21 protein-coding genes are annotated in these 22018 nt (G+C 66.6%); 13 read left to right on the top strand and 8 right to left on the bottom strand.

The genetic code is table 11. The annotated features are described in order from the left end of the window. Positions 1-16: 16 nt before the first annotated feature. Complete coding sequence (locus ACQY78_RS04315) at positions 17-991, top strand: aldo/keto reductase (RefSeq protein ID WP_428683085.1); 975 nt, start codon at positions 17-19, stop codon at positions 989-991. 6 nt (positions 992-997) lie between these two features. On the opposite strand, the gene ACQY78_RS04310 is transcribed toward ACQY78_RS04315, so the two are convergent. From ACQY78_RS04310 to ACQY78_RS04300, 3 genes are read right to left on the bottom strand one after another with little or no spacing between them, the layout of a single operon-like run. Continuing rightward, positions 998-1687, bottom strand: coding sequence for a substrate-binding domain-containing protein (locus ACQY78_RS04310; RefSeq protein ID WP_428683083.1), 690 nt, complete (start codon positions 1685-1687; stop codon positions 998-1000). Then, a complete protein-coding gene (locus tag ACQY78_RS04305) occupies positions 1684-2157 on the bottom strand; it encodes a YbaK/EbsC family protein (RefSeq protein WP_428683081.1) in 474 nt (157 codons plus the stop codon). The genes ACQY78_RS04310 and ACQY78_RS04305 overlap by 4 nt, the downstream gene beginning before the upstream one ends. Next, positions 2154-2690, bottom strand: a complete 537-nt coding sequence (locus tag ACQY78_RS04300) for a VOC family protein (protein WP_428683079.1) — start codon at positions 2688-2690, stop codon at positions 2154-2156. Before ACQY78_RS04300 ends, ACQY78_RS04305 begins: the two co-directional genes overlap by 4 nt. 166 nt (positions 2691-2856) lie before the next feature. On the opposite strand from ACQY78_RS04300, the gene ACQY78_RS04295 reads away from it, so the two are divergent. Next, complete coding sequence (locus ACQY78_RS04295) at positions 2857-3699, top strand: amidohydrolase family protein (RefSeq protein ID WP_428683077.1); 843 nt, start codon at positions 2857-2859, stop codon at positions 3697-3699. Between the two features lie 11 nt (positions 3700-3710). Here ACQY78_RS04295 and ACQY78_RS04290 read toward each other — a convergent pair whose 3' ends face one another. Continuing rightward, positions 3711-4373, bottom strand: coding sequence for a GNAT family N-acetyltransferase (locus ACQY78_RS04290; RefSeq protein ID WP_428683075.1), 663 nt, complete (start codon positions 4371-4373; stop codon positions 3711-3713). A gap of 107 nt (positions 4374-4480) precedes the next feature. On the opposite strand from ACQY78_RS04290, the gene ACQY78_RS04285 reads away from it, so the two are divergent. After that, the gene (locus ACQY78_RS04285; protein ID WP_428683073.1) at positions 4481-5401 is read left to right on the top strand and encodes a LysR family transcriptional regulator; all 921 of its coding nucleotides are present in this window, start codon (positions 4481-4483) and stop codon (positions 5399-5401) included. Positions 5402-5543: 142 nt separating this feature from the next. On the opposite strand, the gene bcp is transcribed toward ACQY78_RS04285, so the two are convergent. Both bcp and ACQY78_RS04275 read right to left on the bottom strand, forming a co-directional pair. Further along, on the bottom strand, positions 5544-6008 hold the full coding sequence (bcp, locus tag ACQY78_RS04280) for a thioredoxin-dependent thiol peroxidase (RefSeq protein ID WP_428683071.1): 465 nt from the start codon (positions 6006-6008) through the stop codon (positions 5544-5546). Further along, positions 6005-8947 carry a bifunctional [glutamine synthetase] adenylyltransferase/[glutamine synthetase]-adenylyl-L-tyrosine phosphorylase gene (locus ACQY78_RS04275; protein ID WP_428683069.1) on the bottom strand — a complete coding sequence of 981 codons (2943 nt, stop codon included), beginning with the start codon at positions 8945-8947 and terminating at the stop codon, positions 6005-6007. Before ACQY78_RS04275 ends, bcp begins: the two co-directional genes overlap by 4 nt. Before the next feature lie 85 nt (positions 8948-9032). Between ACQY78_RS04275 and ACQY78_RS04270 the strand changes: the two genes are divergently transcribed. Then, the gene (locus tag ACQY78_RS04270; RefSeq protein WP_428683067.1) at positions 9033-12179 is read left to right on the top strand and encodes a DUF3971 domain-containing protein; all 3147 of its coding nucleotides are present in this window, start codon (positions 9033-9035) and stop codon (positions 12177-12179) included. A gap of 6 nt (positions 12180-12185) precedes the next feature. On the opposite strand, the gene tyrS is transcribed toward ACQY78_RS04270, so the two are convergent. Next, the gene (gene tyrS / locus ACQY78_RS04265; protein WP_428683065.1) at positions 12186-13439 is read right to left on the bottom strand and encodes a tyrosine--tRNA ligase; all 1254 of its coding nucleotides are present in this window, start codon (positions 13437-13439) and stop codon (positions 12186-12188) included. 54 nt (positions 13440-13493) lie between these two features. On the opposite strand from tyrS, the gene ACQY78_RS04260 reads away from it, so the two are divergent. After that, positions 13494-14576, top strand: a complete 1083-nt coding sequence (locus tag ACQY78_RS04260) for an anhydro-N-acetylmuramic acid kinase (protein ID WP_428683063.1) — start codon at positions 13494-13496, stop codon at positions 14574-14576. A gap of 15 nt (positions 14577-14591) precedes the next feature. On the opposite strand, the gene ACQY78_RS04255 is transcribed toward ACQY78_RS04260, so the two are convergent. After that, positions 14592-15266, bottom strand: coding sequence for an alpha/beta hydrolase (locus ACQY78_RS04255; protein WP_425065551.1), 675 nt, complete (start codon positions 15264-15266; stop codon positions 14592-14594). 239 nt (positions 15267-15505) lie between these two features. Here ACQY78_RS04255 and ACQY78_RS04250 point away from each other — a divergent pair, with 239 nt between their 5' ends. The 8 genes from ACQY78_RS04250 to ACQY78_RS04215 are packed head-to-tail and all read left to right on the top strand — an operon-like array spanning position 15506 to position 22013. Next, the gene (locus ACQY78_RS04250) at positions 15506-15979 is read left to right on the top strand and encodes an Rrf2 family transcriptional regulator (RefSeq protein WP_428683061.1); all 474 of its coding nucleotides are present in this window, start codon (positions 15506-15508) and stop codon (positions 15977-15979) included. Between the two features lie 27 nt (positions 15980-16006). Continuing rightward, positions 16007-17137, top strand: a complete 1131-nt coding sequence (locus ACQY78_RS04245) for a cysteine desulfurase family protein (RefSeq protein ID WP_428683059.1) — start codon at positions 16007-16009, stop codon at positions 17135-17137. A gap of 18 nt (positions 17138-17155) precedes the next feature. Beyond that, positions 17156-18394 carry an IscS subfamily cysteine desulfurase gene (locus tag ACQY78_RS04240; RefSeq protein WP_428683057.1) on the top strand — a complete coding sequence of 413 codons (1239 nt, stop codon included), beginning with the start codon at positions 17156-17158 and terminating at the stop codon, positions 18392-18394. A 45-nt stretch (positions 18395-18439) separates the two neighbouring features. Then, a complete protein-coding gene (gene iscU, locus ACQY78_RS04235; RefSeq protein ID WP_425065555.1) occupies positions 18440-18832 on the top strand; it encodes a Fe-S cluster assembly scaffold IscU in 393 nt (130 codons plus the stop codon). A gap of 20 nt (positions 18833-18852) precedes the next feature. Further along, the gene (locus tag ACQY78_RS04230) at positions 18853-19248 is read left to right on the top strand and encodes a HesB/IscA family protein (RefSeq protein ID WP_428683055.1); all 396 of its coding nucleotides are present in this window, start codon (positions 18853-18855) and stop codon (positions 19246-19248) included. A 5-nt stretch (positions 19249-19253) separates the two neighbouring features. After that, a complete protein-coding gene (gene hscB, locus ACQY78_RS04225) occupies positions 19254-19766 on the top strand; it encodes a Fe-S protein assembly co-chaperone HscB (RefSeq protein WP_428683053.1) in 513 nt (170 codons plus the stop codon). Next, on the top strand, positions 19763-21658 hold the full coding sequence (gene hscA, locus ACQY78_RS04220) for a Fe-S protein assembly chaperone HscA (RefSeq protein WP_428683051.1): 1896 nt from the start codon (positions 19763-19765) through the stop codon (positions 21656-21658). The genes hscB and hscA overlap by 4 nt, the downstream gene beginning before the upstream one ends. Positions 21659-21677: 19 nt before the next feature. Further along, on the top strand, positions 21678-22013 hold the full coding sequence (locus ACQY78_RS04215; RefSeq protein ID WP_428683049.1) for a ferredoxin family 2Fe-2S iron-sulfur cluster binding protein: 336 nt from the start codon (positions 21678-21680) through the stop codon (positions 22011-22013). Positions 22014-22018 lie beyond the last annotated feature (5 nt).

Below are 22018 nucleotides of genomic sequence, written 5' to 3'. Positions count from 1 at the left end.
ATGCTAGAAGACAGCCATGAAAACCAAGCTCCTCGGCCGGACCGGCATCCACGTCTCGCAACTCTGCTTCGGCACCATGTCCTTCGGCGGCGACGCCGACGAGGCCACTTCGGCTTCGATGTACAAGGCGGTGCGCGACGCCGGCATCAACTTCTTCGACACGGCCAACGAGTACAACAAGGGCAAGTCCGAGGAGATCCTGGGCCGGCTGGCGAAGGATCATCGCAACGACCTGGTGATCAGCACCAAGTGCTTCAACAAGACGGGCCCCGACGTGAACGCGGGCGGCGCCAACCGGCGCCACGTCGTGCAGGCCGTAGAGGCGAGCCTGCGCCGCCTGCAGACCGACCGGATCGACGTGCTGTTCCTGCATCGCTTCGATCCGGTGACGCCGATCGACGAGATGATGCGCGGCCTCGAGGACCTCGTGCGCGCGGGCAAGGTGATCTATCCCGCGGTCAGCAACTGGTCGGCCTGGCAGACCCAGCGCGCGGTCGACATCCAGGAGCGCAACAACTGGGCCCGCCTGCAGGTCATCCAGCCGATGTACAATCTGGTGAAGCGCCAGGCCGAGGTCGAGCTGCTGCCGATGGCGGCGGCCAACGGCATCGGTGTCATGCCGTACAGCCCCGCGGCCGCCGGTCTCCTGTCGGGCAAGTATTTCGGGCAGGCTTCCGGCCGGCTCAAGACCAACAAGATGTATGAGGCGCGCTACGGCGAGGAATGGGCCTTCGAGACGGCCGAAAAGTACGTCGCCCTTTGCCAGCAGAAGGGGCTGCATCCGGTCAGCGCCGCCATCGCCTGGGTGGGGGCGCATCCCGCCATCACCGCGCCGATCATCGGTGCGCGCAATCTCGACCAGCTCAAGGACTCGCTCGCGTCGGTGAACGTCGACATGACGCCGGAGCTGCGCGCCGAAATCGCCGACCTCTCGCGCACCCCGCCGCCGGCCACCGACCGGCTGGAAGAGCAGAAGGTCGTGAAGGCCTGAGCCGGATCAGCCCGGCTCAAGGCCTTTTGCGCGGAAGAGGGCTTTCGCTTCGGTCGTGCGCAGGCTTTCGATCAGCGCCCCGGCCAACAGCGGGTGAGCGCTGTCGGTTGGAATGGCGGCCACGAACACCGTGACCATGTGCAGATCGCCGGGCAGGGCCCCGACGATCTCGACGCCGGGAACATGCAGCAACTCCGGCACCTGCTGGACCGCGAGGTCGGCCTCGCCGGTCGGCAGGAACATGGCCGAGTAGCCCGAGGGTGGCGGGAACTTCGTCTTGGCGTTGATCTCGTCCGCGATGCCCATCTTCTCCAGCAGCTTCGCGAAATAGATGCCGCTCGCGCCGCCGGCCGCGGGATCGGTGTAGGAGATCGCCCTGGCTTCCAGCAGCGTGCGCTTCAAGGCATCCGGCGTGGAAATGTCGGGCTTCGGCGCGCCCGCGCGCACCGCAATGGCGGTGGCGGAGCTGGCGATCACGGCATCGGACCCGGCGACGATCCCGCCCGAGGCAAGCAGCGTGTCGGTGACCGCACGGTTGAGGATCAGCGCGTCGGCCTTCTCGCCGGCTTGTAGCCGCTTCAGGAGCAGGGGCGCCGTGGCCCAGGTGACGTCGAGCCTGCAGCCGTGCGCCTGCTCGAAGGCAGGGATCAGCGGCTCGACGACGCCCTGGACGGCGATGGCGCTGAAGAGCTTCATGCAGACTCCGGCCGGTCGCAGACGTCGATCCATTCGGCGTTCACCAGGGTTGCCATGCGCTCCGGCGCGATGCGTACGGCCGAGTTGATCGAGCCGGCGGCGGGTACGACTTCGTCGAAAGCCTTGAGGGAAACGTCGCAATAGACCGGGAGCGGCGTCGCCAGGCCGAACGGGCAGACGCCGCCCACCGGATGGCCGGTGAGGGAAACGACCTCGTCGGCGCCCAGCATGCGCGGCTTGCCGCCCAGCACATCCTTGATCTTGCGATTGTTCAGCCGCGCATCGCCGCACGTCACGATCAGCAGCGCGCGATCCTTGATGCGCAGCGACAGCGTCTTGGCAATCTGCGCCGGCGCGACGCCGTGACCCCGTGCCGCCATCTCGACGGTGGCGGTACTGGCTTCCAACTCGACGACTTCGAGATCGGGGGCATGCGCCGACAGGAAGGCGCGCACGGCTTCGACGGTCATGCCGGCGGCGCGGCGCGGCCTGCACGGAGGCGGTCGCGTTGGGCTTCGAAGCGAACCGCCAGATGGGCCTCTGCGACGTCTTCGAGCCGGCTCTGGAGCACCCAGCCATGGCCAAAAGGATCGATGATGCGCACGACCTTGTCGCCCCAGTAGGTTTCTTCGGGACCTTGCCCCCGGGCAAGAGATGTCGCGCCGGCGGCCAGGGCGCGGGCGAACACATCGTCTACGTCGTCGACATAGACGATCAGGAAGCCGGAGGAGGCTCCGGCCGAGAGAGGCGAACGTGGCCAGTCGGGTCGGGGCGCCTCGCGCCAGCGCGGATTTTCCTTCGCCACATAGAGGCGAGCGCCCGAGAGGAGCAATTCTGCACCGAGCGGTTCCGGACCCGGCGGTTCGCCGGGGTTGTGCGCAAAGCTGCGCCGGATCTCCTCGGCGCCGATCACGTCGCGATAGAAATCGGCCGCGGCGGCCACGTCCTGAACGATGAGGCTGATGCCGATCTGTCCGACCGACTCCTTGCCCTCGACGGCCATTGCAACATCCTCCTGCGGAGAGGGGTGAGCGTGACGTCGAGTCTTACGGGATCGATGCCTGAATCGCGCTGCGGGAATCGTACCGCATGGTGAAGGGGCCGCCCGAATTCCCATGACAAATGCGGAGGCAAAGGTACCGTTCGCCAACTCACCACGGGAGAAACGCATGCCGACGATCGACGCCCAGGTTCACTGCTACGAGCGCAACCACCCGGGCCGCCCGTGGACGGCAGTGCTTGCAGGCCCGCCAGAGGTCACCGCCGAGGACATGATCAAGGCGATGGATTCCGTCGGTGTCGACGGCGCGCTGCTGGTCTCGGTCTACACGATGTACCGCTGGGACGAGAGCTATGCGGTCGGCGTGCAGAAGGCGCATCCGGGCCGGTTCGGCGTCATCAAGCCGGTCAATGCCAACGATCCCGCGGTCGAAGGCACGATCGCCGACTGGGCGGCAATGGACGGCACGGTCGCCATCCGCATCATGTTCACGCCGGAGATTTCGACCGACGCGGCCGACCCCGGGATCAACCGCGTCCTGGCCGCCGCGGCCAAACACGACCTGCCGGTCAACCTGATGGCGCGCGGTCGCCTCCCGCAGGTCGCCGAACTCGCCAAGCGCAACCCGAACACCACCCTGGTGATCGATCATCTCGGCCTGGAACAGCCGATGGCGCCGCCGGCCCCGAAGGAGCCCTGGCACGAGCTACCGCAGTTGCTGGCGCTGGCGGCGCACAAGAACGTCGTCGTGAAGATCACCGGCGCCTGCACCCTCAGCCACGAGAAGTTCCCCTACAAGGATATCTGGGATCCGCTGGGCCGCATCTTCGATGCCTTCAGCCTGGATCGCTGCATGTGGGGCACGGACTGGACCCGCGCCGTGGCGTTGCTCACCTACAAGGAGGGCGTCGACGCCTTCCGCGTCACCGACCGCCTGTCCGACAGCGATCGCGAGATCCTGATGGGCGGCTCGCTGCAGAAGATCTACGGCTGGTCGCCGTCGAAGAAGTAGGAGCGTGGACTTCAGGGAAGGGCCCGGTCGCCCTTCCCGAGAGGCCGCTGCATCAGGATCGAATCGACCCAGCGGCCGAACTTGAAGCCGACGGCATCGAGCTTGCCGATCGGGCGGAAGCCCTGGCTGCCATGCAGGCCGATCGAGCCCGCATTGGCGCTGTCGCCGATGACGGCCAGCATCTGGCGCCAGGGGCCGCTCTCGCACCGCTTGATCAGCGTGGACAGCAGCTCGCGGCCGATGCCGTTGCCCGCGAAGCCGTCGCGGACATAGACCGAATCCTCGATCGTGTGGCGATAGGCCGGGCGCGAGCGGTAGAGCGTGGCATAGCTGTAGCCCACGAGGCGGCCGTCCAACTCGGCCACGAGATAGGGCAGCCCGAGCGCCAGCACAGTTTCGCGGCGGCCGATCATTTCGGCGACGCTGGGCGCATCCTCCTCGAAGCTCGCCAGCCCGTGCCGCACATGATGGGCGTAGATTTCCTGCACGAAGCGCATGTCGCCTTCGCGGGCGTCGCGCACATCGACCGCCGTTCTCATCACAGTCCCTCCCGATGGAACCTGCTCGCGCGACAGGCCGATGTCCGACAACAGCCGGTCGTCCAGATTGCGCAGGGCCGCGCGCTGGCGGAGGCGCGACCAGGGCGAGGCGCCGATATAGCGACCGATCTCCATGACGATGTCTCCAAACCCGTTGTGAAGCGACATGCGGGCACTTTGCGGCGGGTGGAGGCATAAGGAAAATCTTGTTATCTTATGAAAAGCATAAGCAGGAATTTGAGATGCGCGGCCTCAATCTCGATCACCTCCATGCCTTCACCGAAGTCGTGCGCCTGGGCTCGTTCTCCGCCGCGGCCTCCCATCTCAACCTGACCCAGCCGGCGATCAGCCAGCAGATCGGTCAGCTTGAGAAGCGCCTCGGCGTGCGGCTGCTGGAACGGATGGGCAGGCGTGCGATGCCGACGGCGGCGGGCAGCGAACTATTGGACCATGCGGCCCGGATCGACGGCGCCGTGGCGTCGCTGCTCGAAGCGCTGGCGCGGTTCGGGAGCGGGGAGGTTGGGCGCGTCCGTCTCGGCACCGGCGCCACGGCGGCGATCTTCCGCCTTCCGCCGCTGCTGCGCGACCTCCGCCGGCGCCTGCCGGAGCTGGAGATCACGATCGCCACCGGCAACACCTCGGACATCGTGAAGGGCGTGCAGGACAATGCGCTGGATATCGGCCTGGTGACGTTGCCCGCGAGCGGCCGGGGCCTCGACGTGACGGCCTTGCTCGACGACGAGTTCGTGGCGGTGACGGCGCGCGATGGCGTCGCGCTGCCGCACCGGGTCACGCCCGCGATCATGGCCCGCCTGCCGGTCATCATGTTCGAGCCCGGCGGCCACACGCGGGTGGTGGCCGATCAATGGTTCTTCCAGGGCGGCGTCGAACTCAAGCCGAAGATGGCGCTGGGCAGCGTCGAGGCCATCAAGCGGCTGGTGGAGGCGGGGCTGGGCTGCGCCATCCTGCCGGCGGTCGCCGTGCGCGAGGCCGCCGACCGCGCCAACCTCGTGGTGCGACCGCTCTCGCCGCGTCTTTACCGCAAGTTGGCCATCGTGATCCGGCGCGACAAGGTCCTGCACCTCGGCCTGCGCGAGACGATCCGGGCGCTGAAGAGCCTGAACCGCATGGGACGGCAAAGCGGCCCGTCGGCAGGTCGTTGAAAACGCCTGAGTCCCGGCGAATAAACGAAACAAACGAAATAAACGCAACAAACGAAGCCGGAGTCGCACCCCCCCCCCCGAATCGGGCGTCGTGGTGACTGTTGCTCGCCAGTCCTTTTGAAAAACTTATTGCGGCAGGCTGCTAAAGCGCCTTGAGGGCTTCCTGGACTTCTTCCACGTGGCCGGCGACCTTGACCTTCCGCCAGATCTTCCGGACCACCCCGTCGCCGTCGATCAGGAAGGTGGCGCGGTCGATGCCCATGTACTTGCGGCCGTAGAGGCTCTTCTCGATCCAGGTTTCGTACTTCTCGCAGACCTTGCCGTCCTCGTCGGACACCAGCGGGAAGTTGAGCTCGTACTTGGCCTTGAACTTGTCGTGGCGGGCGACGCTGTCCTTGGACACACCGACCACCTGGGCCTTCAGCTTCTTGAAGGCCGCGGCCCCGTCGCGAAAGCCGCAGGCCTCGGTCGTGCAGCCGGGCGTGTCGTCCTTCGGGTAGAAATAGAGCACCACCGGCTTGCCGCGCAGGGCCGACAGTTTGAGCGTGCCGCCGCCATCGGTCGCAGCGGTGAAATCCGGGGCCTTCTTGCCTTCGACGACGCTCATTTCCTGCTCCTCGGTTGCCAGCCAGCCGCCAGGGCCGGCGCCTCCACGATGCGCTGGTATATAGCACGCACCGTCTTCGATTCGGTTTCGATACGTGCCCGCAGCGCCACCAGATCGGTCGCGCCTTCGGTGGCGGCGATCAGGCGCTGTTGTCCCTCCGGCGCCTTCGTCTCGTCGAACGCCGCCTCGTCGCCGTTGAGCGTGAGGCGCAGCAGGCTCTGTACGTCCGACAGCAGGGTCCGCGTGGCGCGCAGCCGGTCGGCGTCCGCCGGGTCGATGAGCCCCGCCGACGCCATGCGCCGCAGCATCTCGGCCGGATGCGGATCGAGGATGGCGGGGTGTTCGCAGGCGTGACGGAGCGCCAGGTACTGCGCCACGAAGTCGATGTCGAACAGGCCGCCGGGCAGGTGCTTGAAATCCCACAGGCTCTTGGGCGGCGCATGCTGGGCGATGCGGTCTCGCATGTCGGCGACGTCGCGGACCAGCGCTCCGGGATCGCGCGAGCGACACAGGGTGCCCTTCACGATCTCGCTCAGGCGTTCGACCAGCGCTTGCGGGCCATGGATGACGCGCATCCGCGTCAGCGCCATGTGCTCCCACGTCCATGACGACTGCGCATGATAGGTCTCGAAGCCTTCAAGCGAGTTGGCGAGCGGTCCGGAGCGGCCGGATGGACGCAGGCGCATGTCGACCTCGTAGAGCGCACCCTCGTTGGTATGAGCGGTCAGCGCCGTCACCATCTTCTGGCTGAGCCGCGTGTAATACTGGATGGGCGACAGCGGCTTGGCCCCATCTGACGCCTCCATGCCGCCCGGAATATCGTAGACGAAGATCAGGTCGAGGTCGGACGTGGCGGACATTTCGCGACTGCCGAGCTTGCCCAGCCCCAGCACCGCCAGCCGCTGGCCCTGGAAGCCGCCATGGGTCTCCGCGAAACGCCGCTCCACCCGGTCGCAGAGCGCGGAGATCGTGGCTGCCGCAATGTCGGAATAGGCGTGGCCTGCCTCTGCGGGCGTCACGATGCGCTTCAGCTGCTGGACGCCCACCTGGAAGCGGCGGTCGTTGGCCCAGCGGCGCGCCAGGTCGAGAATGTCCTGTTCGTGATCGACGCGGGCAAGCGTGGCGGCCAGATCTGCCGTCATCTCGGATGCCGGCGGCAGCGGCCCGTAGAAGTCGGGCGACAGCACCGAATCCAGCAGCAGGGTGCGGCGGGCGAGATGGGCGGCGAGGCCCGGCGCGCTGCCCATGATGGTCGCCAGCAGTTCGAGCAGGGCGGGGTTGGCCTTGAACAGCGAGAAGAGCTGCACTCCCGCCGGCAGGTTGCTGAGGAACAGGTCGAAGTTCAGCAGCGCCTGGTCGGGCGCAGCCGTCCCGCCCAGCTCCTTCAGCAGGCCGGGCATCAATTCGGTGAGCAGCTCGCGGGCGCGCGCCGTCGCGGTCGAGCGGTAGCGGCCATGATGCCAGCGCCGCACGATGCCGGCGGCGGCCGAGGCATCGCGGAAGCCCAGGGACGTCAGCGTCTCCAGCGTGCCAGGATCGTCGTCGGTTCCCGTGAAGACCAGGTTGCCGCCCGGGCCGGCGAGGCTCGGCGCCTCCTCGAAGAGCTTGGCGTAGTGGCCCTCGACGAGGCGCAAGGTCTGCAGCAGGGCCGCCTGGAATGCCTGCGACGTTTCATAGCCGAGGAAGGTCGCGACGGCGGCGACGCCCGCCTCGTCGGCCGGTATCGAATGGGTCTGCCGGTCGTCGATCATCTGCAGGCGATGCTCGACGCGGCGTAGGAAGCCATAGGCCTCGATCAGCTCGTCCGCCGCCTTTTCAGTGACGTGACCCGCGGCCGCGAGCGCGCGCAGAGTAGGGCAGGTGGCGCGCAGGCGGAGGGAGGGGTTGCGGCCGCCGAAGATGAGCTGCTGGGTCTGTGCGAAGAACTCGATCTCGCGGATGCCGCCGCGGCCGAGCTTCACATTGTGGCCCATGACCTTGACCGTGCCGCCGCCGCGATGGGCATCGATCTGTCGCTTGATCGAATGGATGTCGTGGATCGCCGCGAAATCGAGATGCTTGCGCCAGATGTAGGGCGTCATGTCGGCGAGGAAGGCGGCCCCCACGGCTTCGTTGCCAGCCACGGGATGCGCCTTGATCATGGCGGCGCGTTCCCAGTTCTGGCCGACGCTCTCGTAGTAGAGTTCTGCCGCCTGGACCGACATGGCGAGCGGCGTCGAGCCGGGATCGGGCCGGAGCCGCAGATCGGTGCGGAAGATGTAGCCGTCTGCCGACGCCTCCGACATGAGCTGGACCAGCAGGCGGGCGGCGCGCACGAAATGGCGCGCCACCTGTTCGTTTCCCGACAGTGCCGGCGCATCGCGGTCGTAGAAGAGGATCAGGTCGATGTCGCTGGAATAGTTCAGCTCGCCGCCGCCCAGCTTGCCCATGCCGAGGACCGTGAAGGCTGCGCCGTCGGGATTTCCGCCGAGCGTGAGCTGCCCGTCGCGTTCGAGTTGGAGGAGGATCGAATCGGTGAGGGCGCAGAGGCAGCCCGACGCGAAGTCGCTGAGCTGGCCGGTGATACGGTCGAGTGGCCAGACGCCGGCGATGTCGGCGACCGCAATGGCAAGCGCCACGCGGCGCTTCAGGCGTCGGAGCCGGGACGCAATGTCAGCTGGTGCCGCACCTGCCGAGGCTTCGCCTCGAACGGCGGCGAGTTCGGCCGTCAGGTCGACGGCCGCGGCGTCCGGACCAAGACGCCATAGATCGGTCATAAAATCCGGGCTCTGTAGCGCCGTCTCCGTCAGGTAGGGACTGTTGCCGAACAGAGCATCGAGCAGCGCGACGGCTGAGGGATCGTCGGGCCGTGCGGCGCGCTCATCCCAGCGCGTCCACGCCACGGCTTGCCGTTCGGGATCGTGCGGACGCGGAAGGTGGGCAGTCGAAAGCCAAGACATTCAATGTGTCGACGGGTAAATTCTCATATGCAGCGGAACGCTTGCCCAAGCGCGCCGCCATCGTCAAGAAACGGAAGAGTCGAGTTTGGTCAAGCGGACCTGCCGGGTAGTTGTGCGTGTTGCGGTCGGTCTGGTGCTTGCCGCGACCGCGCTGGTGGTCGTGGCGGCGCTGAGGCTGATGGCCGGCCCCGTCGATCTCGACTTCATGAGGCCTCGGATCGCCCGGCTGATCGACGCACCGGGCAACGACATTCATCCGGACTTCGATCGGATATTCTTCGAATGGAGCGGCATCAGCCGGCCGATCAGGCTGGCGTTCACGGGCCTGCGCTTCACGAACGGGCAGGGCCAGGTCATCGCCACCGCGCCCGAGGCCGCCCTGACCTTCGAACCGCGCTCGGTCGTCCAGGGCATGCTCCTGCCGACCTCGATCACGATCATCCGGCCCGTCATCGAGGCCGATGTCGCCCGCGAAGGCGGGGCTTTCCAGCGAATATTCACGTCGCCGGAAGGGGGCGCGCAGGGTGAGGCCGTATCGATCCTGGTCGACCAGCTGCTGGCGGAGCCGAACTATCAATCGCTGATCGGCCAGCTGGATTCAGTGCTGGTCGAGCGGGCCAACGTCACGATCCGGGATCTCAAATCGGGGCTGGCCTGGACCGCGCCCGATGCCACGGCGAAGCTCCGGCGCGACGCGGCGGGGGTGTTCATCACGGCCAATGCCCGATTCGCCGGGCACGGCGACCCCGTCGACCTCTCGCTGGCCGGGGTCTACACGCGCGACCGCAGCCGCATTTCGCTCGAGGCCAAGGTCTCGGGATTCAAGCCCTGGATATTCGCCGATCTTTCGTCCGATCTTTCCATCCTGCGCGGTGTCGACCTGGCCCTGTCGGGACGCCTGCAGATCGAGGGGACGGGCAACGGAGAACTCAAGACGGTCGCCGTCGACATCACCGGCGCCAATGGCAGCGTGACCCTGCCGGGCATCTTGCCGGTGGCGCATGAGGTGCGTTCCATGGACGCGCGGTTCAGCATCGACAATGTGCAGCACACCTCGAAGATCGAGCGTGTCGACTTCGACTTCGGCGCGGCGAGGGTGGTCGTAACCGGGGCCGGTCATCGTGTTTCGGACACGCGGCACTTCGCCGGACGCGCCGAGATCCGGCGCATTCCGGTCGACAAGCTCGCCGACTACTGGCCGCTGGAATTCGCAGAAGGCGGGCGCAGGTGGGCGATCGCCAACGTCACTGCGGGGACCGTCGACGTCGCCGCCGAATTCTCGGCGAGCGCACCCGTCGACAGCATTGCTGACGTCAAGATGGAGGGCATGGTCGCCTTCCTCGACTACGGCGGCCTGACCGTGCGCTATATGCCGGACATGCCCGAGATGCAGGATGTGTCCGGGAAGGCCCGCTACGAAAACGGCAGCCTGCACTTCGACATTGCCCGCGGCGGCGCGGTCAATCTGAAGGTCACCGACGGCACGATCGACCTGACGGGGCTCGACAAACCCTCGGGTCAATTGGCGGCGATACGGCTGCCCATTACCGGTTCCGCGCAGGATGTCATGCGCTTCCTCGCACGGCCGCGGCTCGGCCTGCCGAAGGAGACGCTCTACGACCATCGCCGTCTGGGGGGGCAGGTCGCGGTCGACGTCTCCCTCGGTTTTCCGTTGATCGATGCATTGACCGTCGCGGAGATCGAGGTCGCGGCGGATGCCCAACTCAGCGCCTTTTCGCTGCAGGACGTTCTGGGCCACGTCGATCTCACGGACGCGACGGCGCGCGTGAAGTACGGCAATTCAGAGCTGAGTGTTGTGGGACAGGGCAAGCTCGACGGCAGCGCCGTCGACGTCACCTGGCGCGAGATGTTCGCGGCGAAGGCTCCCTTTCGGCGGCGGTACGACGTGAAGGGGACGATACCTGCGGGCCTCGTCGAGAAGGCCGGATTTCCCTCGATCGAACCCTACGTCGCGGGTCCGATCGGCACGACGCTGAGTTATCAGGTCGCGAGCAATGGGACGGGCGAAGTCGTCGGCCGCTTCGACATGAAGGCCGCGAAACTGTCAGTCGCCCCCCTGGCCTGGAGCAAGGAGGCCGGCACGGACGCACTCGCCACCACGACGCTTAAACTCGCCCCAGGTGGCAAGATCACCACGGCCGACTTCGAGGGCCGCGGCAGTGGTCTGCAGACCAAGGGGCAGGTGAGGTTCGGCAGCGACGGCAGCGTGCAGCAGATCAGTCTGCCGCAGGTCACGCTCGGTCAGACCGACGTGGCCGTCGACTGGCGCAGGAGCGCGGGCGGTGTCGACATCGCCATCAAGGGGCAGTCGCTCGAACTGCAGCGCGTTCGCGACATGCTGCACGCACGCGACGAGGTCGCGACACACGAGCCCAAGGGCGCAGCTTCGGTTTCGCGGCAGAGCACCCGGGCGACGATCCAGTTGCAGAACGTGCTGCTGAAACGAGGGTCGTTGGGCTACCTCAACGGCCGCCTTGAGATGACTGGCGATCGCCTCGCGTCCGCCGATCTGACGATGGGGGGCGGCAAGGGCTCGACTTTCCGGGTCACGCCGGCTGCACAGGGCCGCACGCTGTTCTTCTACGTGGCCGACTTCGGCCAGCTGCTCACCGAGGCAGGCTGGATCGATGGCCTGGTCAACGGCTACCTGCATATCGAAGGCAAGTTCAACGATACCTGGGCAAACCCTCCCCTGGAGGGCACGTTGAAGATGGGGCCTTTCCGGCTCCAGCGGATGACCGCGCGTCGCGACATTGGCACGCTTAATTCGGCGATCGACGGGTTGAGCAGCGCCGGCAACGCCCTGCAGCAGTTCGACAGCCTGAGCGCCAACCTGACGAAGACGGGGGATCTCATCCAGGTGCGCAACGGCCGCACCAGCGGTCAGTCGATCGGGCTGACCACGCAGGGCGTCATCGACCTCGGGCAGGATACTGCGCGGCTGAACGGTGTGGTGGTGCCGGCCTTCGCGCTGAACAATCTCCTGTCCAACGTGCCCTTGCTCGGGACCCTGCTGACCGGTGGCAAGGACGGCGGACTGTTCGCGGTTTCCTACCAGCTATATGGCCCGTTCGGCGACCTTAAGACGGACGTGAACATGATGTCGGCGATGGCGCCGGGGGCGCTGCGCGACCTGTTGACCTCGCCCGCCAATACCGGCGCGGCACCCGCCCAGCCTGGCGCATCGCCGGAGCCCCAGCGCGCGCCCTGACCGGCGCTAGACGGCGCGCACCAGCACGTGCCGTTTACGGCCGGCCGAGAGCTTCAGCGTTCCTTCGGAATCGAGGTCGGCTTCGCCCACCGTCGCGCTGTCGCTGGTGATCGGCTTGTCGTTCAGGCGCCCACCGCCGCCCTTGATGAGCTTGCGCGCCTCGTTGCGGCTCTCGGCGAGCCCGGCCTCGTGCATCAGTTCGAAGGCGGTGATGCCTGCCTTCAATCGGGCGAGCGGCAGTTCGACGGTCGGCAGCGTATCGGCCTTGGTGCCTTCCTCGAAGGTGCGGCGCGCCGTTTCGGCCGCACTCTCGGCCGCGTGCTTACCGTGCGCGAGCGAGGTGACCTCGGTGGCCAGGATCTTCTTGGCCTCGTTGATCTCCTGGCCCTGCAAAGCCTCGAGCCGGGCGACCTCCGTCAGCGGCAGGTCGGTGAAGAGCCTGAGGAACCGGCCGACATCGGCGTCCTCGGTATTGCGCCAGTACTGCCAGAACTCGTAGGGCGAGAGCCGTTCGGGATTGAGCCAGACGGCACCGGCCGCAGTCTTGCCCATCTTGGCGCCCGATGCGGTCGCCAGAAGGGGCGAGGTCAGCGCGAACAGTTCGGCGCCCTGCATGCGACGGCCGAGATCGGCGCCCATGACGATGTTGCCCCACTGGTCCGAACCGCCCATCTGGACAATGCAGTTGTGGCGCTTGTTGAGTTCCACGAAATCGTAGGACTGCAGGATCATGTAGTTGAATTCGAGAAACGACAGTGGCTGGTCGCGCTCAAGCCGCAGCTTCACCGAGTCCATGGTGAGCATGCGGTTGACCGAGAAGTGCCGGCCGACGTCGCGCAGCAGCGGGATGTAGAGGAGGCTGTCGAGCCAGTCGGCATTGTTGGCCATCACCGCGTCGGTCGCGCCGTCGCCGAAGGTGAGGTAATTGGCGAAGCTCTTCTTGATGCTCGCCATGTTGGAATCGATCTGTGCTGTGGTGAGCAGCTGGCGGGTCTCGTCGCGGCCCGATGGGTCGCCGACCTTGGTCGTGCCGCCGCCCATCAGAGCGATCGGCTTGTGGCCGCTCTTCTGCCACCAGCGCAGCAGCATGATCTGGAGCAGATGGCCGACATGCAGCGAATCGGCGGTGCAGTCGAAGCCGATATAGGCGGTGCGGACGCCGCTCGACAGCAGTTCGTCGAGGCGTGCGGTATCGCTGCACTGATGCACCATGCCGCGCTCGTGCACGATTTGCATGAAGTCCGACTTGAAGTCCGCCATCTCGCCGTCCGGCCGTTTGTTCCTGAAGGGCGGCGGGTGTAACACATTCCCGCCATGCCATCATCTCCCCTGCGGGCCCTCGGCCTGATGAGCGGCACCTCGCTCGACGGCATCGACGTGGCGCTCATCGAAACCGACGGCGAGCGCATTGCGGCCTTCGGTCCGAGCCTGACCGTTCCCTATGCCGACGACGTACGGCGCACCATTCGTGCGGTCTTCGGTGCCGAGCAACCGTCGGAAGCGACGCGTGCAGCCGAGGACGCGGTGACCGCTGCACACGTGGCGGCGGCACGCCGCTGGTCGAGCGAGCAGGGGGTGGACCTGTCGACCCTCGACCTCGTGGGCTTCCACGGCCAGACCATCACGCACCGCCCCGAGAGGCGCTTCACCTGGCAGATCGGCGACGGCGCGGTGCTCGCGCAGGCCCTGGGCGTGCGGGTCGTGAACGATCTGCGGGCCGCCGACGTGGCGGCGGGCGGGCAGGGTGCTCCCCTTGTGCCGGTCTATCATGCCGCCCTGGCGGCGGACCTGCCGCGGCCGCTCGCCGTCGTGAATGTCGGTGGCGTGGGCAACGTCACCTGGATCGGCGCCGACGGTAGGCTGCTCGCCTTCGATACAGGGCCGGGCAATGGGCCGATCGACGACTGGTGCGCGCGTCGCGCCGGGCAACGCTACGACAAGGATGGAGCGCTGGCGGCGGCGGGCAGGGTCGACCGCGGCAGGCTGGAGCGCTTCGCCGAGCACCGCTTCTTCGCGAAGGCCCCGCCCAAGTCGCTCGATCGCGGCGATTTCAACGACGCCTGGGTCGACGGCCTCAGCGTCGCCGACGGTGCCGCCACGCTGACGCAGGGCACGGCCCGCGCCATCGCCCTTGCCGCGCGGCACTTTCCGGCGCCGGTGGCGCAATGGGTGATCTGTGGCGGCGGCGCGCGCAACCCGACGCTGATGCGCGCCATCGCGGACGAGACACGGGCCAGGGTCTTTACCGCGGCGGATCTCGGTTGGGACGGCGATGCGCTGGAAGCGCAGGCTTTCGCCTTCCTCGCGGTGCGGTCGCTGAAAGGCCTGCCGCTGACGTTCCCCGGGACCACCGGCGCCCCCCGTCCGATGACGGGCGGGCGCCTCAGCGAGCCTTAGTCCAGAGAGCCCCGGTCAGGGCTCCTTGTTGCTGGTCGCTCGGCCGGGCGGGTTGAGCAGGCTCTGGGCGACATATTTGTCGACATCGACTGCGAGCCTGTCGAGCGCGTCGTGGAAGAAGTGGTTGGCGCCCTTGATGGTCCGCGACTCGACGGTGATGCCCTTCTGAAGGGAAAGGCGCGCCACGAGCTTCTGGATGTCGGCCTGCGGCACGACCTCGTCCTTTTCCGCGCCCACGATGAGACCGGACGAGGGGCAGGGGGCGAGGAAGGCGAAGTCGTAGGAGTTGGCGGGCGGCGCGACCGAGACGAAGCAATCGATCTCGGGGCGACGCATCAACAGCTGCATGCCGATCCAGGCGCCGAAGGAGTAGCCGGCGATCCAGCACGACTTGGCATTGGGGTTCATGCCCTGCAGCCAGTCGAGCGCGGCGGCGGCGTCGGACAACTCGCCCATGCCATTGTCGAAGCGTCCCTGGCTTCGACCCACGCCGCGCGTGTTGAAGCGCAGCACCGAGAAGCCGCGGTTCACGAACACGTGGAACAGCGAAAAGACCACCTTATGATTCATCGTCCCGCCATACTGCGGGTGCGGATGCAGGATCAGCGCGATGGGCGCGCGTTCTTCCTTGCTCTGGTGATAGCGACCCTCGAGACGACCCTCGGGGCCGGTAAACATCACGTCAGGCATCGAAACTCCGGTTCTTCACCTTATTCGACCCTCCGGTCGTAACCGATTCGGCGGCGGATTCGGGGGGATTCTTGATACTTGACCAACCTACTGGGATTATTTAAATCCGAGCTACGCAGTTGGTTTTGCCCAGAGCCCCAGTCTGGGGCGCTGGCATATCGTAGTAACGCTTTGGTTTTCAAGAACTTTAGGCGTTTCCGTAGCGAAGGACGGCCAAATTCGGCCGTGAGGAGGATGCTGTGAAGCTCAGCACCAAGGGACGTTACGCCGTCATGGCGATGGTCGATCTGGCACGCCATGCGCAAGTGAAGCCGGTTTCCCTGTCCGATATCGCGACCCGGCAGGAAATCTCCCTGTCCTATCTGGAGCAGCTTTTCGCCCGCCTGCGTCGCGCCGGACTGGTGAAGAGCGTGCGCGGTCCCGGCGGCGGTTACCGTCTCGCCAGGGGCTCCGCAGACACGCGGGTCTCCGAGATCATTCTCGCGGTCGACGAGCCGATCAGCGCCACCCGCTGCACTGAAATGGGCGCGACCGGTTGCCGTGCCGACCGCAGCAAGTGTCTGACCCACGATCTGTGGGAGGAACTCGGCAACCAGATCCATCTGTTCCTGAACTCGGTGACCTTGCTCGACGTGCTGGAGCGCAAGCTCGCGCCACGCCTGATCGAGGCCCCTCAGGTGGCGAACTCCGACACGATGGCTGCGGCCAGCTAGGCCGACCTGTCTTTCCGGACGACCCCCATGCCCGCGTTCGCCTATCTGGATCATAATGCCACCAGCCCCCTGAGGCCGGCGGCTTTCGACGCCATGGTCGAGGCCCTGCGCGTGGGCGGCAACCCTTCGTCGGTCCATGGGGCTGGCCGCAAGGCGCGGGCGATCGTCGACAAGGCGCGCCGTGAGGTCGCGTCTCTGGTGGGCGCCAGGACCGCTGAGGTGATATTCACCTCGGGCGGTACCGAAGCCAACAATCTAGGCCTGGCGGGGGCGGGGCGCCGGCGGGTGCTTGTGTCGGCCATCGAACATGACAGCGTGCGTCGCGTCGTTCCGCAGGCGGAAGTCCTGCCCGTCGACAGCGATGGCGTTCTCGACCTCGCGGCTCTGCAGCGCGCGCTCGCAGCGTCGGCCGAGCCGGCCCTGGTGTCGGTGATGTTGGTGAACAACGAAACCGGCGTATTGCAGCCGGTCTCCGAAGTCGTGCACCTGGCGCGGACCTCAGGGGCGTTGGTTCATTGCGATGCTGTCCAGGCAGCCGGGAAGGTGCCGGTCGACCTCCACGGGCTCGGCGTCGACTACCTCAGTCTTTCCGCCCACAAGATCGGTGGCCCTACGGGCGTCGGGGCGTTGTTGGTCCGTAGCGGTATGCCGTTCTCGCCCGATCGTCGGGGTGGGGGGCAGGAATCCAATCGACGTGCGGGGACCGAGAATGTCTCGGGTGTCGCGGGTTTCGGTGCAGCTGCCGCCGAGGCGGGTGTCTGCCTCGATGTGGCCGCGCTCCGCGACCGGCTCGAACTTTCTCTCGCCCAGATCGCGCCGGAAGCCAAAGTTTTCGGCGTAAAGGCGCCCAGGGTTTGCAATACGACCTGCATTTCGATGCCGGCTGTTCTCGCCGAGACCCAGGTCATGGCGCTCGATCTTGCCGGTGTCTGCATCAGCGCGGGGGCGGCCTGTTCGTCGGGCAAGGTGCAGCGCTCTTCCGTCCTGGAGGCGATGGGCGTGCCGGCGGCGGAAGCTTCCTGTGCGACCAGGATCAGCCTGGGCTGGAATACAAGGGACACCGAGATCGAACGCTTGATCACGGCATGGCAGAACCTATATATCCGAGTACGACAGTCGGATATTTCCCACAACGGTTCTAGGGCCAGGGCAGCGTAGGAGTAACGAGGGGTTAGCATGACAGCCATTACCCAAATCCGGCGCAACGACCAGCCGATCTACCTCGACTATCAGGCGACGACGCCGATGGATCCGAGGGTGCTCGAGGCGATGATGCCCTACTTTACCCACAAGTTCGGCAATTCGGGCTCGCGCAGCCACGCCTACGGCTGGGAAGCCGAGGAAGGCACCGAGAAGGCGCGCGGCCAGGTCGCGAAGCTGATCGGCGCCGACGAGAAGGAAGTGATCTTCACTTCCGGCGCCACCGAGTCGAACAACCTCGCGATCCGCGGCGTGGCTGAATTCTACAAGGACCGCAAGAACCACATCATCACGACGGTCACCGAGCACAAGTGCGTGCTCGATACCTGTCGCCATCTCGAGCAGCAGGGTTTCGAGGTGACCTATCTTCCGGTCCGCCAGGACGGTCTGCTGGACCTCGACGTGCTGCGCGCGGCGATCACGGAAAAGACGGTGCTCGTCTCGGTCATGGCCGTGAACAATGAGATCGGCGTCATCCAGCCGCTGGCCGAGATCGGCAAGATCTGCCGCGAGAAGAAGGTGTTCTTCCACACCGATGCGGCTCAGGCCGCCGGCAAGATCCCGCTCGACGTCGAGGCGCTCAACATCGACCTGATGAGCATCTCGGGCCACAAGATCTACGGGCCCAAGGGCATTGGCGCGCTGTATGTGCGTCGCAAGCCGCGCGTGCGTCTGGTGCCGATGATCGTCGGCGGCGGGCAGGAGCGTGGCTTCCGCTCCGGGACCCTGCCCACGCCGCTTTGCGTCGGTCTGGGCGAGGCCGCCGAGATCTGCATGAAGGAGATGGATGCCGAGGCCAAGCGGCTGAAGAAGCTGCAGGACCGCATGCTGAACGGGCTGCGCGCCAAGCTCACCGACATCGTCGTCAACGGCGATCTCGAGCAGCGCATCCCGGGTAACCTCAACATCAGCTTCGCGTATGTCGAAGGCGAGTCGCTGATGATGGGCATCAAGAACCTGGCGGTATCGTCCGGCTCCGCTTGCACGTCCGCCTCGCTGGAGCCCAGCTACGTGCTGCGCGCGCTCGGCGTGGAGGAGGAGATGGCCCACACGTCGCTGCGCATCGGCCTCGGCCGCTTCACGACAGAGCACGAGGTCGACACGGCGGTCGACGAGTTGGTGCGCCACGTCAACAAGCTGCGCGAGATGAGCCCGCTCTGGGAGATGGCCCAGGAAGGCATCGATATTAAGTCCATTGAGTGGGCCGCCCACTGAGGTTTCGTCTCCTGGGGCGCCGCAACGGAATTTGAGGAGAATGACATGGCTTACAGCGAGAAGCTGATCGATCACTACGAGAACCCGCGCAACATCGGCTCGTTCGACAAGACGGCCGAAGACGTCGGCACCGGCCTGGTCGGCGCCCCGGCCTGCGGCGACGTAATGAAGCTGCAGATCAAGGTAGGTGCCGACGGGCTGATCGAGGATGCGAAGTTCAAGACCTTCGGCTGCGGCTCGGCGATCGCCTCGAGCTCGCTCGTCACCGAGTGGGTGAAGGGCAAGACGATCGACGAGGCCGAGACGATCAAGAACACTGACATCGCGCGTCACCTGGCGCTGCCGCCGGTGAAGATCCACTGCTCGGTCCTCGCCGAGGACGCGATCAAGGCGGCGATTGCCGACTATCGCGCCAAGGCGACCAAGAAGGCCGAGTAGCTCATTTCGGAGCCCAGCGTATGACCACGACCAGCGAAACCACCAAGCCGGCGGCGCCTGCCGCGCCGCGGGTACGCCGCCCGCGCCCGCAGCTGATGACGGTGACGCCGCTCGCCGGCGAGCGCATCAAGGGCATGATCGAAGGCCGGGGCAAGCCAACGGCCGGCATCCGCATCGGCGTGCGGACGAAGGGCTGCTCGGGCCTCAGCTACACGCTGGAGTTCGCCGACAAGCAGGAGCCGATGGACGAGGTTATCGAGGCCGGGGGCATCAAGCTGCTGGTCGACCCGAAGGCGTCGCTGTTCCTGATCGGCACCGAGATGGACTACGAGGAAGAGAAGCTGAAGTCGGGCTTCGTGTTCAGGAACCCGAACGAGAAGGGCCGCTGCGGCTGCGGCGAATCCTTCCACGTCTGAAGACCATGGATCATTTCGCGCGGCTGGGGCTGCCGGCAGCGCTTGACCTCGACGCCGCCGCGCTGGACCGGGCCTACTTCGCCCTCCAACGGCAGTGGCATCCCGACCGGTTCGTATCCAAGCCGCCCGAGGATCGGGCGCGGGCCTCGGCCGAGGCCGCTTCGGTCAATGAAGCCTATCGCACGCTTAAGGATCCGCTGAGCCGCGCCTTCTACATGGCCGGGATGGCCGGCGTGGACCTGCCGGGCGACGGCAAGACGATCGACGATCCGGACCTGCTGATGGAAGCCATGGAAGCGCGCGAGGCACTGCACGACGCGGCCACGTCGGAAGCGGTGAACGGACTGGCGGCGCAGGCACGCGAGCACGTCCAGAAGGCGCTGGCGGGGCTGGGCAGTTTGTTCTTGGCAAACGACAAGGCCGCCATCAGAAAGGCGCTCCTCCGCCTGCGCTACCTCGATAAGTTCGCCGAGGAGGCTAGGGCACGACGTATGAACCTTGATCGGTCGCAGGCATGACCTTGCTGGAGATCCACGAGCCGGGCGAAACGCCCCTGCCGCATGCCGGCGAGGGCTCGCTGGCGGTCGGCATCGATCTCGGCACGACGAACTCCGTGGTCGCCGTCGCACGCGACGGCAAGCCGGCGGCGTTGCACGACGAGACGGGCAGGGCGCTCGTGCCGTCGGTCGTGGCCTATCCCGACGCGGGTGGTGTGCTCGTAGGAGACGAGGCACGCACATTGGTGACCAGCGAGCCGCGCAACGTCGTGGCCTCGATCAAGCGCCTGATGGGGCGCGGGGCCTCAGATCTCCATGCCGTGGCCGGCGTGCTGCCCTACGAAGTCGAGCCGGGCACCGGCGAAACCGACATGGTGAAGCTGCGCATCGGCGGCAAGGCGCGCTCGCCCGTCGAGATCTCCGCCGAAATCCTGAAGGCGCTGCGCGCCCGCGCCGAGGCCGCACTCGAGAAGCCCGTCGAGCGCGCCGTCATCACCGTGCCAGCCTATTTCGACGATGCCGCCCGCACCGCGACCCGCGACGCGGCGCGCGTGGCCGGCCTCGAAGTGCTGCGGCTGGTCAACGAGCCGACCGCCGCCGCTCTGGCCTATGGGCTCGATAAGGGTTCAGAGGGGCTCTATGCGGTCTACGATCTGGGGGGCGGCACCTTCGACTTCTCGCTGCTGCGGCTCGAGAAGGGCGTATTCCAGGTGCTTGCGACCGGCGGCGATACGGCCCTGGGTGGCGACGATTTCGACCGCGCCATTGCCGAGCGCATGCTGGCCGAGCGCAGGCGCGATGGTCTCGCCGACCAGTTGGACGAGACGGCCGTAAAGGCAGCTCTCGCCCTGGCACGCCACATGAAGGAGCAGCTCTCCGACCGCGACCAGACCTCGGGTCGGCTCGATATCGCGGGCACTCCGTCGTTCCATACGCTGACACTGGCCGAGTTCGACGCGATGGTGGAGGCCTCCGTTACGCGGACACTCGACATCTCGCGCAACGTACTGACCGATGCCGGCATGGTGGCTGGGGAGATCGAGGGCGTGGTGCTGGTCGGCGGCTCGACGCGCGTACCGCTGGTGCGGGCTAAGGTCGCCGGAATGATTGGCAAGCCGCCGCTGACGGACATCGACCCGGATGAGGTCGTGGCGCTGGGGGCGGCGCTGCAGGCCGAGGCTTTGACGGGCGGGGGCGATACGCTGCTGCTCGACGTCACGCCGTTGTCGCTCGGCCTCGAGACGATGGGCGGCATCGTCGAAAAGATCGTGCCGCGCAACACCCCCATCCCGGCGCAGCTCGCGCAGGATTTCACGACCTACCAGGACGGCCAGAGCGCGATGGCCATCCACGTCGTACAGGGCGAGCGCGAGATGGTCGCGGACTGTCGCAGTCTGGCGCGCTTCGAACTATCGGGTATTCCGCCGATGACGGCCGGTGCGGCCCGCATCCGCGTGAGCTTTGCCGTCGACGCCGATGGCCTGCTCACGGTTTCGGCCGAGGAGCGGACGACCGGCGTGGCGCAAAGGGTCGAGGTGAAACCGTCCTACGGCCTCAGCCACGAGGATATGGCCGACATGCTCTACGACAGCATGGACAATGCCGAGGCCGACATGAACCTTCGTCTGCTGACGGAGGCGAGGGTCGAGGCGCGGCGCGGTCTGCTGGCGCTGGACGCGGCACTTGCCAGGGACGGCAATCTTCTGTCGGCTGAGGAGCGCGCGGCGATCGACGCGGTGCGAGCCCGGCTGGAGACGACGATGAACGGCGAGAGCCGTGACGAGATCAATGCGGCGGCCGAGGCGCTCGAGACGCTGTCCAAGCCCTTCGCGGAGCGGCGGATGGACCGCGGCATCCGCGAGGCGCTGTCGGGCATGTCGATGGGCGATCTGGAAAGCCGGGTCGGCGAGTAGCGGAGCAAGAGAGCGAGAAATGCCTAAGATGACGTTTGTCCTGAGGGACGGGTCGCGCAAGGAAGTCGATGCGCCCTTGGGCCTTTCAGTGCTCGAGATCGCGCACCGCAACCACATCGATATCGAGGGTGCCTGCGAAGGTTCGCTCGCCTGTTCGACCTGCCATGTCGTCGTCGAGTCGAACTGGTTCGACAAGCTCGCGCCGGCGAGCGACGACGAGGAAGACATGCTCGACCTTGCGTTCGGTCTCACGCACACCTCGCGTCTGGGATGCCAGATCCGGATAACGGAGGCACTCGACGGGCTTGAAGTGAAGCTTCCGGCGGCGACCCGAAACATGATGGTCGACAAGTAGGAGAG

It is taken from the genome of Reyranella sp., from assembly GCF_965279625.1.
GTDB lineage: Bacteria > Pseudomonadota > Alphaproteobacteria > Reyranellales > Reyranellaceae > Reyranella.
Note: the sequence above shows the minus strand (reverse complement) of the source record. Positions and strands in the feature narration are given on the sequence as shown.